A 14,026-nucleotide genomic window follows, 5' to 3' on the forward strand; every position below is an offset into this window, starting at 1 on the left:
ATCGAAAACTTACTTAAACCAAAGCGAAAGCTAAGGCCAATAGAGACCGCTTTTTGAGCCATCAAAAAGTGATGTGACTAAGAACTTCACACTTCTTACTTCACACTGATCACTCCGCACGAAGTGCGGTCTCTGGTGACCATAGCAAAGTGGAACCACCCGGTCCCGTTCCGAACCCGGAAGTGAAACACTTTAGCGCCGATGGTAGTTGGGCGATAGGCCCTGTGAGAGTAGGTCGTCGCCAGGTTATATGCCCGGTCTTAGCTAACGCTGAGATCGGGCTTTTTTGTGTCTGAGGTTTAGAAATCTAACAAATCCTTAGCTTTTACTTCTTTCCTTGATAGATCAGAGGACGTATATTGTTAGCTATGTCTTTAAGACGTGAGCGTTTTTTATCAACAACCCTCAGTGGGTACGTTGCCTTATTGAGTCGTATGATCACCGGGTTGGTGATGTTTCGATTGATGTTCACTCATTTTTCCGAAGCTGAGTTTGGTTTTTGGATGATGCTCTGGTCATTGTTTGGTTATGGAGTTTTGTTGGATTTTGGTTTTGGATTTACCGCACAAAAAGCAGTGGCTTCTAAAACGGCTACAGGTGAGACCGGGGAATTAAATAAGCTACTAGCGACCATTTTTTGGACGTTCATAGGTTTAGCTGTCGGACTCTTTAGTGTGTTTTTTGTGATACAGGGGCAGTTTTTATCATCGATCAAAGTGAGTTCTACTGACTTTGATTCATTCAAAGCGACCTATCTGGTGTTCTTCGGTGGTTTAGCTTTGATGTTTCCATTAGGACTTTTCCCTGAAATCCTACGTGGTTTGAAGCGGATAGATATTGTGAATTGGATTCAAACGGTATCGATTCTGTTAAACTTTGCCTGTTTATACTGGGGATTAGAAGCTGGCTGGGAAATGGCACATTTGATGTTTGTTAGTGTGTTGACTACGGCTTTGCCGAGTGTCGTTGCTGCAGTGGTTTCAATGCGCAAGCTGCCAGAGCTATCCTTGTCTCCTCGGTGGTTTAATTGGTCGGCTGTAAAATCTCAATTAGGGTTTTCCGTGGCTGCGTACTTGATCACCTTTGGAAATATGATCATGGGGAAGAGTGATCAACTTGTTATCTCGATGACCTTGGGGGTGGCAATAGTAGCTATCTACCAAACAGGATTTAAGGCTAGTGAAATGCTAGGTTTGTTCGGCTCACAGGTTCACCAGATCCTCTCTCCAGCAGCTGCCTCGATGCACGCGCTGGGAGACCATTCTGGTTTGAGGCAGCTATTTTTAGATAGCTCGCGTATCACTTTCTTGATGCTGACTCCATGTTATCTGTTAGCTGCAGCGTACCTCGAACCGTTGATTAATTTGCTTACAGGATCTGACCCCGTACCTAAAGAGACATTTTGGGTTGGACAGGCCTTGTTATTTGCAACGTACAGTTCTCAGATCACTAATGGTGCATCTAAGAGAATTTTAATGATGTGCGATGAGCAAAAGAAATTATTGAAAATATCCTTAATCGACGCAGCCCTAAATTTATCATTATCGATCTTCCTAGCGCTTCAAATTGGTGTGCTAGGTGTTGCTCTGGGTACTTTCATACCTACTGTATTGGTAGGATGGCTGTGGGTTATTCCGGTCACGATGCGTAAATTAAATATTCCGCTTCGAGAGCTCATAGGAACACACATCAAAGGTTTTGTGATGCCAATGGTGGCATTTGTAGTGGTGCTTGGTGGGATCCAGATTGCATTCCCTGCTAGTATTGATTGTGGACTTGTTGGCCTAGGATGGCGCGGTCTTGCTTGTATGCTCCCGTTTCTTTTCTTAAGCCGTCGGGAGATTCTTCAGTTAGTCAAAGGTAAGTGATCGACGTTACTTGTGAAATATCGCCTGGGCTCTTTCGTAGATATTTACCAGCTCAAGTGCTGCTTTTTTCCAGTGAAAGCGATCAGCGTTAGTTTTCGCTTTCGTGATGAGTTCAGACACTATGTCTGGGTTACCTTCTACTGAAATGAGGGCCTGTTTAATCTCTTCCACACTTTCCGGGTCAATGATGAGACCTGAGTCTGCCACAACTTCTTTGAGGGCTCCTCGGTGACTGCTAATGACAGGAAGTCCGCATGCCATGGCTTCGATCGGTGGCAATCCAAACCCTTCAAATAAGCTTGGGTATACTAGGCATGAAGCAGCTTGGTAAATAGTAGCTAGATCCTCGTCAGGTATGAAACCTAGGAAATGTATTTGATCTTCATATGCACTGGATTGAGCTGCCTTATAGATCTCTTCACTGCCGTGCCAGTCTCCTCCACCGATGACGAGCTTCCATTCTGACCTCGTCTCCTTTTTAAACTGAGTGAATGCTTCGATCAATCGAACATGGTTCTTTGCTGGATGCTCCAACCTTGAGATGTAGACGAAAAATGGAGTATCAATGCCGTGAGTCTGCCGTACCCAAGTTCGTGCGGTTTGTTGATCACTCGGATGAAATCGGTCGTGATCAATGCCATTGTGAATGACTGTGACCTCTTCTTTTGGAATGTTGAAAAAATGTTCGATGTCTTTGGCTGTGTCGTGGCTAACTGCAACGATTTGAGTTTGTCTGGAAGCTAAGTGCTTCACAACGACCTTACCGTAGAACATTCTAGCGATGTCATACTTTCCCTTCACGTGAAACGGGGCAAGATCGTGGATGGTGCCGACTGTCGCAAATTGATTGGAAGACATTAATCGGCGATAGCTGGGAACATGAAATACATCGAGCTGGAGCTCTGCGGCAATTTGGGGAGCTACACGGTGGTGCCACCAGATATTCTTTATGGGTGAACTTGCCCATGCTGCCACAGGAATGATTTTGCAATGGCCTTTCGCGAAATCAAACAAATGTGTCTCATGCTCTAGGGCGAAGATATGCAAATTAATATTGGGTAGGTGAATAAGCTCCCTAACAATAGCAAAAATGTATTGGCCGACGCCTGAACGCCCCCCTTGAATGACCGTCGCACTGAGTCCTACTTTCATGAATTAATTTGGTTTAGCGCTTCTTGTAGCGAGTTGGCTTCTACAAACTTACTTCTAAGGCGCATCATCTCTAAAGACTTGAGGACACTCTGTTGAGCTCCAACGAGAAAGCAGGTGCCGCCCAATTCTTGAGCACCTCTGGCAAATCGAATGATTTTACCAGTGCCTGTACTATCGATGAACTCCGTAGACTGAGCATCAATGATCACATGCTTCGAGCTAGACTGTGTCCATAGGCTCTCATCTCTGGCGGCCAGAGCATCCATACGCGATGGTAATGTGATCACTTGATGAGTCGAGGTGACATCTATTTTTGATGTCGTAGAAGGTTGATTTATGCTGTTAGGTGAAGGTTCCTTATAATTCTTATATTGCTTAAATAACCCTGGAAGTACGACGCATATATCTTTCCAGTAGCGCTTCGCGAGTCGCTTGGGTTCTTGGCAAGTTCTGTATACCCACTCTAGGCCAGTCTTGCGCATCCAGACTGGTGCACGTTTCACAGTGCCCGCAAGAAAGTCGATTGTTGCACCGACTCCGATAGAAACGGGGACTCCTAATTCTCTGAAATTCATAGCCATCCATTTTTCCTGCTTAGGACAACCGAAGGAGACAAAAAGCAGATCAGTTTGGCTTTCTTTAATTCTCTGACAAATACTGGCGTGGTCCATTTGCTCTAATGGAGCGAATGGGGGGGAATACATGCCGGCGATTTGTAGTTCTGGCCATTTTTTACGAATGTTTTGTTCAGCTGCATGGATGACTTCTTCTTTGCCTCCAAGGAAGAAGATTCTGTAGCCCTTTGCCTCTGCTAGGCCTAGCATTCTAGGGACCATGTCGCTCCCCGCGACTCGCTCAGGTAATGGGTCTCCGAGGAGTTTTGACATCCAGATGAGTGGCATCCCGTCTGCTAGCACGAGATCTGACTCGATGAGAGCTTGTTGGAGCTGATCATCCTCTTGAACTAGGGCTAAGAAGTCCAAATTAGCAGTAGCTATCATATGGGATCTCTTGCTCTGAACCATCTGGTCTACAATCGATATCGTTTGTTCACATGTGACCTGATCAATGGGGACGCCCATCATTAAGAGAGGGGGGGCAAGCTCATGATTCCATGTGCGTTCTGATGCCGAGACTTCGGGTGGGAGTAATTTTTTTTCAGCCAAAATATTGGAGTTAATTTTCTAACCGAATAACACAGAATGCCCGTAGTTACAATATGATCTGTAAAATTATTAAATTACAGACTTAGTCATTTATTTGTTGCTCTTCTGATGGAACTAACAGTATTGTTGGTATTAGTCGTTAAATTATGATGAGCGAAGAAGAGTTGGCATTACGGCTGTCTAGACAGCTTGTATATTCTAGCAACCCCCTAAGAAGGTGGTGGCTATCACGCTATGTGAAGATAAAGGGTCTACTCTGGAAAGTGACAATTCAGACGGCGAAGAGCATCAAGCGTCTAATCGATTTAATTAGTTCGGGTGTGTTGATTCTGATTTTGTCGCCTATCCTGATTCTAATAGCCCTCATCATTCGTAAAGACGGAGGACCCGTGTTCTTCAAGCAATCTCGAGTGGGGTATCGTGGTAGAGAATTCGGCATGCTGAAGTTTAGAAGTATGTGTGTGGATGCCGAGGCTCGACTCGCCGATCTTATGGCTCAAAATGAAAAGAAGGACGGTATTACTTTTAAAATGGAAAATGACCCCCGGGTGACATCTATTGGGCGCTTTATCCGCAAGACATCGATTGATGAAATCCCCCAATTGATCAATGTTTGGAAGGGGGAAATGTCCTTGGTCGGGCCTAGGCCACCACTCCCCAAAGAGGTTGAGAAGTATTCATTAGAGGATAGAAGGCGCTTGTTAGCCACACCGGGGATGACTTGCTTGTGGCAAATTGGGGAGCGAGAAGGAAAACTTTTTGAGGTCGGAGATCGTAACCAGATCGAGTTTGATGAGCAGGTAGGATTGGATGTGAAGTACATTGAAAGTCAAAGTCTCATCCGGGATCTACTGATCTTAGTCAAGACAGTGCCAGCTGTTCTATTAGGGAAAGGAGGCGTATGAAGACGTGTTACCTCATTTGTCCTGATAGTCGTCCTGGCCTCTCCGAGCTTAATGATGGGTACCCTATTGTCTTATTTGGTTTCCTGGGAAAGACGTATATTGAGCATGCCATTCACGCCATAGCCGAAGGTGATTTTAAGCGCATTGTTCTATTAGTGGCTTCGAATCCCAATGAAATTCGAAATTTTGTGGGCTTGGGGTCTACATGGGGGGTTGAAGTTGAAGTGCGCAGTGTGCCGTCTGAGCCCACGCTGGAGGAGATTCAATCGAGTGTGGAACTGGGTGAATATGATAAAATTTTACCACCTGATGCCTTTCCACTTAGTGCATCGATCAATGTATTTGAGAATGCGGAGACTTGGTATCAATCGCACGTAGAGTTATTCACACGTCTGTTAAAGCATCAGCTCAACGTTCGAGAGCTCAAGCCAGGTGTTTGGGTTGGAAGGCAGGTGAATATAGCAAAGGATGCTGTGATCGAAGGCCCATGTTGGATTGGCCATTATTCTCAAATTGGGTCTCAAGCCAAAGTCTTGCCCAACTCATTCATTGAAAACAATGTGATCATTGATGACCACGCATCTATCAAGAACTCGATTGTTTGTTCTGATACCTATTTGGGGAAAATGACGAATTTGGAGAATTCGATCGCTTCTGGATCGGGTATTCTCAACTATCAAAATAATTCTTTCGTGAAGGTAGTAGACAATTTTCTACTATCTACCCTGAAGGCTGAAACGGTGTATCGTTCTACTTTGTTAGCTCGATTTGTCGCTCTTGGTGTGATTGTAGTGACATGGCCGGTGGCCGTGGTTGCGTATTTAGCGTCCATGTTTCGAGACCTTCCATTCTATGAAGTTCATCATGCGGTGTTGAACCCCAACAGGCCATCACACACAGCAGGGGTTCACTACTTAGAGTTCCCGGCTTTATCCTCTGGGTGGCAGTACTGGCCGCGTATGTTGCGTATTGTATCGGGGCACTTTGCATGGATTGGTAATCCTCCATTGAGCCCAGAAGAGTCAGGTTCATTTACGTCTGAATTTGACCGTCTCTGGTTTGAGGCGCCTCCAGCGTTGTTTACTGCTCCAGAAGCTGAAGGCTGTAGAAGCCCATGGGGAGATCAAGCTAGGGCGCATGCTGCTCTGTTTGCAGCGAAGCCATCGCGTAAGTGGAAGAAAAGAATTCTTATGTCAGGCATCAAACGTATGCTAACATTACGAAATAACATCATGAATATTGAACAAACTAACGATACATTGCTGATTTCTCAGCTGGATGAGCTGACAGCAAGCTCAGCAGGAGCCTTCAAAAAGGAAACCAAAAATCGTATCACCCCAGATATTAAGAATATCGATCTCGATGCGAGTGCGTTGAACTTTATCGACTCAAGCGGTCTAGGGGCATTGATTTCCTTACAGAAATTAACCAAGGAACGCGGCGGGAAGCTGCGCATCCTTTCTCCCAGTAACTCCATCGTCCAGATTATTGAACTCACCCACCTTCATCGTATTTTAGAGATCGTATCCTAGCATAGACAAACCTCCTTCATGAACCTCCCAAGTACACAGCACCAAGCCCAATCCTGGCATTGGACAGGCACGGCCACTTTAGAGTCGATCCGTGAAGCCTCGTTAGGTATTCGCAATTTTCTGATTGAGGCGGGCGCAGATGAGGCAGAGGCATGTGCTTGGGAGTTGGCAGTAAGCGAGGCAGGCAACAATGTGGCTATTCATTCTGTCGGTGGCAGTGTGGATATACTCACCACGCTAACGCCATCTAAGACGATCATCAGGATAAAAGATGACTCTCCTGGCTTTGACTGGCCCGGTGATGTTTCTCTTCCCCCTGAAGATGATGAGAGTGGTAGAGGCTTATTTTTGATTCAGGAACTCACTGACTCCAGGACGTATTGTAAGAGTGACAAGTATAATATTCTCGAGTTAGAGCGAAACTATCAATTTGAAGCAGCTCCTGAAGAAGACTTAGAATCGACCTTGATCGCCATGACAGAAGAGCTCTCATTTTGCTATGAGAGTCTGGCTTCGATTTTTCATTTTATTGTGGAAGCGCGCGAAACGGAGTCGCTTCAGACATTTGCTTCGAGCTTATTGGAGCACTTGAGTAAGAGTACTGCGACCTCGATTGGTTTTTTACGTATCTGTCACAGCGATGGCACCATGGAGACATTAGCTCACTATGGCATAGACGATATTCCTTGCGTAGGTATCGAAGGTAAAGCGATACAAGATCGTGCAGATCAATGGATTGAAGAAGCTATTCCTGAGTTTGATGCTAGTGAAGAGATGGTGGGGATGGTGCATCCGTTTTACTCTGATGGAGAGCTTATTGGTTCGATCATGCTCGCACGGACTGCAGGCTGTGGAGCTCTTAATGCGGGTGAGGTTAATATGATCCACACCTTCGCAGAGTTCTTTATCCAACATATTTTGAGCCGTAAGCACGAGGAAGAGGCGATTCAATCCAGTGTGGCCCGACACGAAGTCCAGCTAGCTGCGAATATTCAAAACTCCCTGATGCCGACGAAGCCCCAACCTGTCATGGGCGCAAAGATCGACGGTGAGTGTCAGAGTGCCTTGTCCGTTGGCGGAGACTTCTATGACATCATTGCTTTGCCTGGGGTGGGTTACTTCTTTGTAATCGCAGATGTTATGGGCAAAGGTGTTGCTGCAAGTTTGATTGCTGCTGTGACGCGCTCGGTGATACGCTCAGTATCCGATGACTTTCTCCAACCAGCCCAACTTTTAGGAAAGGTTGCGCGCCTGATGTATGAAGATCTCGATCGCTTAGAGATGTTTGTGACTATTGCAGTGGGGGTGATTGATATGAATCATCATAAGGTGAGAATTGCCAATGCTGGGCATTGCCCGGTGGTGGTGGTGACCGATGAGGTCAGTGAAGCTACTCCGAGCAACCCACCACTCGGGATTGAGGATGAACCTGACTATCTCGAACATGTGATACAGCTGACTGAAAATAGTAAGCTTCTTGCCTACACTGATGGCTTTACCGATTCTAGAAATGGGCCTTCGAGCTTCGAAAGCGAGGATGCGGTAACTGAATGGTTCCACTCTATAGCCCCAGAGTGTCAGGGGCTCGAAGAATTGAAGGCGACGATCCAATCCCGACTCGGACAGAATCAAGACGAATCAAAGAATCGCGCAGATGACCAAACATATGTTATCATGACAACTTAAAGTTCTTACTCCTTACTCCCTACTCCCTAACCTCCCAACCCCTAACCTCCCCTACTATTACAATGGCAAAAATCCTAATCGCAGAAGACTCACCTCACTTTGTTAGGTTAGTCGAACTCATCTTGAAGAGAGGCGGGCACTCCGCGAAATTCGCAGTGGATGGCGAAAAAGCTCTATCAGAAGTTAGAAAAGAGCAACCTGACGTGGCCATTCTGGATGTGAACATGCCCGGGATGAACGGGCTCGAAGTCTTAGATGTCCTGAAGGCCGACCCAGCGACTGCAGGGGTTCCAGTGATTATTTTAACAGCAACGAGCCACGCCTTGACGAAAAAGGAAGCATTGGAAAGTGGAGCAGCTGCTTTCTTGACGAAGCCTTTCAGCCCGACGGCGCTTCTCTCAACCATTAACGAAATTACCACCAAAGCCTCATGAAAGACCGCCTCTCATTATTCATTATGATCGATGCCTGTGGATGGGAAATTGTCAGAGATCGCCCGTTTTTATCTGAACTAGCCCCTCATAGACGCAAGCTCGAGAGTGTCTTTGGATACAGCTCCACCTGTGTGCCATCGATTCTATCAGGGCATTGGCCAGACGAGCACTACAACTGGTGTTATTTCGTCTATGACCCTAAAAATTCCCCATTCCGCCCGTTACGGATGCTGCGTTGGTTGCCTACGTTCATTACGAGTCGACGCATTGCGCGACGGGTGCTCACGAAGTTTGTGAAGCGGAGTTTAGGGTTCAGGGGGTATTTTGATCTCTACAATATCCCATTTAAATACATCCATTTGTTCGACTTTACGGAGAAGAAAAGCCCATTGAAGCCAGAGGGGATGAATCGCGGCACGAATATCTTCGACACTTTAGAAGCTGCCAATGTGCCATACTATGTGACTGATACTCTGCAGCCGGAAGAGGAGCACTTGCGTGCATTGAAGGCAGACATTGAGAGCGAACGCATCGACTTTGCCTTTCAGTATTGGGCTGGTTTGGACGGTCTATTGCACATGGTTGGGAATGATTCGCCTGAGATTCCTCTGAAGTTAGACCATTATGAGAAGTGGATCGGAGAAGTCATGGACCTGGCGAAGAAGCACTACAAGCACGTGGATCTTCATGTCTTTAGTGACCATGGTATGGCCAACTGTGATGTGCTGCTCGATTTGCGAGCTAAGGTCGATGAGCTCGGCTTAAAATTTGGTGTCGACTACGCGGTCGTGTACGACAGCACCATGGCGCGCTTTTGGTTTTTGAAGCCGGGCGCTCGAGAGAAGATTGAAGCGTTGCTCGATTCGGTTCCTGAGGGGAGAACAATGCCTAAGGAAGAGTTACAGCAGTACAGGGCATACTTCGATGGTGGTGAATTTGGGGAGTTAATCTGGCTGGCAGAAGAAGGGACGCTGATTGTTCCAAGTCATATGGGAGAGAGGCCAATACGCGCGATGCACGGCTATCACCCAACGGACCCACAGAGTTATGCCACGCTATTTAGCAATACGGACCAAGTGCCCGACGAGGTCACCCACATTCCTCATATTTGCAAGTTGATGGAGAACGCTGTGAGCGAACATGCAAAAAATAAATGAAGCCCGATCGCATTATCCATGTACCTAGACGCTTTGTCTCCCATGAATGGGGAGGTACCGAGACGGTGATCTTAGAGACCTCGAAGCAGCAGAAAGCAAGTGGCTACGATCCTCAAATTATCACTTCCATGGCACTTGCAGATCAATCAAAGGAATTGATTCAAGGGATCCCGGTCTCACGGTTTTCTCACATTTATCCATTCTTTGGGCTTAGTCAGAAACAGAAGATGGCTCTGGATAAGAAAGGTGGTAATTTGCTTTCTCTGCCATTATTACGGGGCCTCTGCCAAGTTGAGAATACAAGGATATTTCATGCTCATGCATTGAAGCGTCTTGGGGGGACGGTACGTACAGCGGCTAGGATTAAGAAAAAACCTTATGTGGTGTCGCTTCACGGAGGGACATTCGATGTGCCGAGTGATGAACTGCAAACTTTGATTGACCCGATCAAAGGAAAGTTTGAATGGGGAAAACCTTTTGGTGCGTTGTTAGGTTCGCGACAGGTTTTGACTGAAGCGAATCATGTCATTTGCGTTGGTCAAAACGAGGCTGACACAGCGCGCAAAGAACTTCCTCATGACCGAATCTCGTACTTGCCTAACGGAGTAGATTTTAAACGTTTCTCTATGGGGGATAAAGATCAGTTGCGGGAGCGACTGGGGATCGCAGAATCTGATTTTCTAGTTTTAAGTATTGGCAGAATTGACACTCAAAAGAATCAACTGTGTCTGCTCAAAGCGTTCAGGCTCATTCATCAAGAACATTCAGACGCGAAGCTTGTTCTGGTTGGCCCTGTGACTCAGCCAGATTGTTTGGCAACATTGCAGAGCTATATTGAAGAGCATGAGCTCAGTGAGAGTGTTCATTTCCTCTCCTTGGAGAACGATGATCCATTGTTAGTAAACGCCTACCACGCAGCAGATGTGTTTGCCTTGGCGTCGCGTCATGAACCGTTTGGGATCGTCGTTTTGGAGGCTTGGTGCGCGGGTTGCCCAGTGGTTGCCAGTCGGGTGGGAGGTTTAAAGACTCTCATCACCGACGAGGAAGATGGCTTGCTCTTTGACCTAGCCTCGGAGCAGCCGGAGCAGGAACTAGCAGCTCAAATTTCAAGGCTTCACGCGAATCGATCATTGGCCAATGGAATTGGTGAGGCAGGTAAGCGCAATGCGCAGTCGAATTACGATTGGTCTGTAATCAATGCTCGCCTCGAAGAGATCTACCAGCTCGCCGAAGAACACCACCGAACACCCCACAAATAATATGTCGAATCAACGCTATACCCGTGATGGATCTGAAGCTTTAGAGAACATGCTCGCATTGTCCTGTGAAAGGATAGGTGAGAAGGTGAAGGCGATCGTTCCTGATTCACAGCTTGAGGCATTGATCTTGGCTGGAGGATATGGTCGTGGTGAGGGGGGGGGCTTCAAGGATGGTGACCAGGATTTACCCTACAATGATCTGGAGTTTTTTCTCTACATCAAAGGTTCCCCGCGTCTCAACGAGAGAAAATATCATGATGCGATCCATCGCCTCGAGCATGAGATGAGCGAGGAGGTGGGAATTGAGGTAGAATTTAAAATTTCATCGTTACAGTCTTTGGCTTCCAGCGAGGTAAACATGTTCTACTACGACCTGCTTTGCGGACATGAAGTGACGGTAGGTGCCAAGGATGTACTGGCGGGTGTGGAGTTTTCTCACCATCAAGATGCTAGTAAAATTCCAATGCATGAAGCGACACGCTTAATGATGAACCGTTTCAGCGGGTTGTTGTTCGCCAAAGAACTGCTCCAACAAAGCGAACTCAGCAAGGAAGATACTGATTTTATCACGCGCAACATTGCCAAAGCGGAGTTAGCGATAGGGGATGCTTTGTTGTGTGCTCACGGACAATACCATTGGAGTTGTGTTCAGCGTCATGAAAATCTCAAAGCCCTTGCTGCCGAGGACCTACCGATGCAGGAGATCCTGAGCCATCATTTGGTGGCTGTAGATTTTAAGCTGCATCCCAAACTCACTAGTGTTTCAGCTGAGGAGCTGGTAGCTCGCCATGAAGAAGTGAGTCAATTGGCTTGGCAAGTATGGCGCCATATCGAGAGCTTGCGGCTGAGCTATCAAATTCTAGATGCTAAAAGCTATGCGTTGGGAGGGGACAAGTGCCCGGAAACATTTGCGCTCAAGAATATCTTGCTGCGGCTTCGCTCATTCGGCCCCAAGGCCTGCATAGGTGAAAGGATGTTTCGTTATCCTCGCGAAATCCTACTCAATGTGCTGGCCGTGCTGCTGTGGCAACCAAACGCTGCTGACTTGAATTGGTTGTCTGGACAATTCTGCACTGAGATTGGCTCTACTGACGAAGCCCTCAAGGCGTATAAAGAACTCTGGGAACGATATAACTAAGACCCATGCTCACTGACCTAAAAGCCGACATTAAGCGTAATTTACGAGATTACGAGCCATGCAGTTCATTGAAGCTTTTGGCGCTTTGCCTGATTCTCAATAGTATTCATGCCTTGTTTCTTATCAGGCTTCAACAGTGGTGTGCGGAGAAGCGTTTGCCTACCTTTCCCGTGGCCAAGTTACTCTTTTGGTTCTTCAGTATCGAGATTAGTAAACATGCAACCATTGGCCCAGGCTTACGGTTGCCCCACCCGACGGGCATCATCATCGCGCCGAATGTCACGATTGGTCCTAACTGTGATCTATACGCAGACGTAAAGCTCGTCTTGTCGCATGGGAATCCCAAAGGCCCTACTTTAGAAGAGGGGGTTTTCATGGGGGATGGAGCGAAGGCCGTCGGCATGGTAACGCTGGGCGCCCATTCCATTATTGGTGTGTCGGCAGTGGTGACTAAAGACGTGCCAGAGTACGGCACAGCCGTTGGGATACCAGCGAAAGTAATCAACATAAAAAAGCCTGAGCCAGTATGAAGATTTTAGTCATTTACCCTTATGTGCCATGGCCACTTGATCGTGGGACTTTCCAACGCACCTTCCATTTGTTGAAAAGGATCGCGACTCGGCACGATGTGGATTTCGTCGCATTTTCAGAACCTGACCAGAGTGAAGATGCTAAGAAATCAGTTTTTGAAGAATTCTGCAGTAGTGTTGAATTTCTTCCATTTCAGCATCCCGAGTGGCAAAAGTTATTTCCGAATCGTTTGCTCAACCCATTGCCAAGTAATGTCCAACATTGGCAGCAAGATGAGATTGCTGAGTTCATAGACGAAAAAGTAGAGAGCGGCAGCTATGACATGGTCCACTTATGTGACTTAGTGTTGATGCCCTACATCTATAAACACCGAGACAAGGTGCCCTTCGTTGTGGATCGTAGTAGAGTGGATTTACAGTTTCAGCTCATGGAGCATCAGAATATCGAGTTCAGTACTCGACAGAAATTGTTGCGCTATGAGAGTTACGCCAAGCTATGGTTCTATGAGCGTAAACTCGCTAAAGCCACACTCCAGGAGATCGTGTGTGGGCCTGACGATAAAACGTTCATCCATAATCGTGTCGACCGAAATGCTCCGGTGCTGGTTGTGGCCAATGGAGTGGATTTAGAGTATTTCCATCCCGATACGGTCGATGACCAAAGAGGTGAAGACCCAAGCATCATGTTTTGTGGCGCTATGGACTACAGTCCAAACGTGGATGCGTTAAAGTGGTTTTTTGAAGATGTGTATGCCCAACTTATCAAGAGAGTCCCCTCGTTGAACATTCTGATCGTAGGTCGCAGTCCTATCCCAGAGATTCAAGCATATGGTAGTTTAAAGGGGGTCACAGTAACTGGTGGGGTGCCAGATGTGAGACCGTACTATCGTCGTGCTTGGCTGCAGATCGTTCCGCTCAGAATAGGAGGGGGGACTCGCTTGAAAATTGTGGAATCTTTGGCCATTGGGACCCCAGTGGTGTCCACGAGTATTGGGGCCCAAGGTCTAGACCTAGAGCATGGTAGGCAAATCCTACTTGCGGACGACGCCACAGCATTTGTCGACGAAACAGTCAAGGCCCTGGAAGATGGGGCATTGAGGAACACCCTTGAGTTAGAGGGCTTGAAGGTGGCGAATGAGAGATTTGGATGGCCGGCCATCGGTGATCGCCTAGCAACACATTACGAAACATTAATTTAA

Annotated in this window: 12 protein-coding genes and 1 rRNA gene; 11 read left to right on the top strand and 2 right to left on the bottom strand. The window is 46.9% G+C overall.

Annotation, left to right across the window (positions count from 1 at the left end; translation table 11 throughout):
- The first annotated feature begins 131 nt into the window (after window positions 1-131).
- Both rrf and F454_RS0109930 read left to right on the top strand, forming a co-directional pair.
- Window positions 132-247 (top strand): 5S ribosomal RNA (gene rrf, locus F454_RS0109925).
- Window positions 248-368: 121 nt separating this feature from the next.
- Window positions 369-1,868 carry a lipopolysaccharide biosynthesis protein gene (locus tag F454_RS0109930; RefSeq protein WP_083912957.1) on the top strand — a complete coding sequence of 500 codons (1,500 nt, stop codon included), beginning with the start codon at window positions 369-371 and terminating at the stop codon, window positions 1,866-1,868.
- Window positions 1,869-1,874: 6 nt separating this feature from the next.
- Here F454_RS0109930 and F454_RS14850 read toward each other — a convergent pair whose 3' ends face one another.
- Together F454_RS14850 and F454_RS15820 are read right to left on the bottom strand one after the other, a co-directional pair.
- A complete protein-coding gene (locus F454_RS14850; RefSeq protein WP_018970508.1) occupies window positions 1,875-3,020 on the bottom strand; it encodes a glycosyltransferase family 4 protein in 1,146 nt (381 codons plus the stop codon).
- The gene (locus F454_RS15820; protein ID WP_169334363.1) at window positions 3,017-4,021 is read right to left on the bottom strand and encodes a WecB/TagA/CpsF family glycosyltransferase; all 1,005 of its coding nucleotides are present in this window, start codon (window positions 4,019-4,021) and stop codon (window positions 3,017-3,019) included. The genes F454_RS14850 and F454_RS15820 overlap by 4 nt, the downstream gene beginning before the upstream one ends.
- A gap of 311 nt (window positions 4,022-4,332) precedes the next feature.
- Here F454_RS15820 and F454_RS0109945 point away from each other — a divergent pair, with 311 nt between their 5' ends.
- From F454_RS0109945 to F454_RS15830, 9 genes are all read left to right on the top strand, one after another.
- The gene (locus F454_RS0109945) at window positions 4,333-5,091 is read left to right on the top strand and encodes a sugar transferase (protein WP_026292836.1); all 759 of its coding nucleotides are present in this window, start codon (window positions 4,333-4,335) and stop codon (window positions 5,089-5,091) included.
- Window positions 5,088-6,623, top strand: coding sequence for an STAS domain-containing protein (locus tag F454_RS15825; protein ID WP_018970511.1), 1,536 nt, complete (start codon window positions 5,088-5,090; stop codon window positions 6,621-6,623). The genes F454_RS0109945 and F454_RS15825 overlap by 4 nt, the downstream gene beginning before the upstream one ends.
- Before the next feature lie 18 nt (window positions 6,624-6,641).
- The gene (locus tag F454_RS0109955) at window positions 6,642-8,309 is read left to right on the top strand and encodes a SpoIIE family protein phosphatase (RefSeq protein ID WP_018970512.1); all 1,668 of its coding nucleotides are present in this window, start codon (window positions 6,642-6,644) and stop codon (window positions 8,307-8,309) included.
- Between the two features lie 62 nt (window positions 8,310-8,371).
- A complete protein-coding gene (locus F454_RS0109960; RefSeq protein WP_018970513.1) occupies window positions 8,372-8,743 on the top strand; it encodes a response regulator in 372 nt (123 codons plus the stop codon).
- The gene (locus F454_RS14860) at window positions 8,740-9,900 is read left to right on the top strand and encodes an alkaline phosphatase family protein (RefSeq protein WP_051083297.1); all 1,161 of its coding nucleotides are present in this window, start codon (window positions 8,740-8,742) and stop codon (window positions 9,898-9,900) included. The genes F454_RS0109960 and F454_RS14860 overlap by 4 nt, the downstream gene beginning before the upstream one ends.
- Complete coding sequence (locus F454_RS0109970) at window positions 9,897-11,159, top strand: glycosyltransferase family 4 protein (RefSeq protein WP_018970515.1); 1,263 nt, start codon at window positions 9,897-9,899, stop codon at window positions 11,157-11,159. Before F454_RS14860 ends, F454_RS0109970 begins: the two co-directional genes overlap by 4 nt.
- A 1-nt stretch (window position 11,160) precedes the next feature.
- Window positions 11,161-12,297, top strand: coding sequence for a hypothetical protein (locus tag F454_RS0109975; RefSeq protein WP_018970516.1), 1,137 nt, complete (start codon window positions 11,161-11,163; stop codon window positions 12,295-12,297).
- Between the two features lie 5 nt (window positions 12,298-12,302).
- The gene (locus F454_RS0109980; protein WP_018970517.1) at window positions 12,303-12,827 is read left to right on the top strand and encodes a serine O-acetyltransferase; all 525 of its coding nucleotides are present in this window, start codon (window positions 12,303-12,305) and stop codon (window positions 12,825-12,827) included.
- Window positions 12,824-14,026, top strand: coding sequence for a glycosyltransferase family 4 protein (locus F454_RS15830; protein ID WP_018970518.1), 1,203 nt, complete (start codon window positions 12,824-12,826; stop codon window positions 14,024-14,026). The genes F454_RS0109980 and F454_RS15830 overlap by 4 nt, the downstream gene beginning before the upstream one ends.

The sequence above is a fragment of the Rubritalea marina DSM 17716 genome, assembly GCF_000378105.1.
Lineage (GTDB): Bacteria > Verrucomicrobiota > Verrucomicrobiia > Verrucomicrobiales > Akkermansiaceae > Rubritalea > Rubritalea marina.

Bases quoted from the DNA above. Each gene is read 5' to 3' on its own strand.
- F454_RS0109930 (WP_083912957.1), top strand. From the start codon at position 369: ATGTCTTTAAGACGTGAGCGTTTTTTATCAACAACCCTCAGTGGGTAC.
- F454_RS14850 (WP_018970508.1), bottom strand. From the start codon at position 3,020: ATGAAAGTAGGACTCAGTGCGACGGTCATTCAAGGGGGGCGTTCAGGC.
- F454_RS15820 (WP_169334363.1), bottom strand. From the start codon at position 4,021: ATGATAGCTACTGCTAATTTGGACTTCTTAGCCCTAGTTCAAGAGGAT.
- F454_RS0109945 (WP_026292836.1), top strand. From the start codon at position 4,333: ATGATGAGCGAAGAAGAGTTGGCATTACGGCTGTCTAGACAGCTTGTA.
- F454_RS15825 (WP_018970511.1), top strand. From the start codon at position 5,088: ATGAAGACGTGTTACCTCATTTGTCCTGATAGTCGTCCTGGCCTCTCC.
- F454_RS0109955 (WP_018970512.1), top strand. From the start codon at position 6,642: ATGAACCTCCCAAGTACACAGCACCAAGCCCAATCCTGGCATTGGACA.
- F454_RS0109960 (WP_018970513.1), top strand. From the start codon at position 8,372: ATGGCAAAAATCCTAATCGCAGAAGACTCACCTCACTTTGTTAGGTTA.
- F454_RS14860 (WP_051083297.1), top strand. From the start codon at position 8,740: ATGAAAGACCGCCTCTCATTATTCATTATGATCGATGCCTGTGGATGG.
- F454_RS0109970 (WP_018970515.1), top strand. From the start codon at position 9,897: ATGAAGCCCGATCGCATTATCCATGTACCTAGACGCTTTGTCTCCCAT.
- F454_RS0109975 (WP_018970516.1), top strand. From the start codon at position 11,161: ATGTCGAATCAACGCTATACCCGTGATGGATCTGAAGCTTTAGAGAAC.
- F454_RS0109980 (WP_018970517.1), top strand. From the start codon at position 12,303: ATGCTCACTGACCTAAAAGCCGACATTAAGCGTAATTTACGAGATTAC.
- F454_RS15830 (WP_018970518.1), top strand. From the start codon at position 12,824: ATGAAGATTTTAGTCATTTACCCTTATGTGCCATGGCCACTTGATCGT.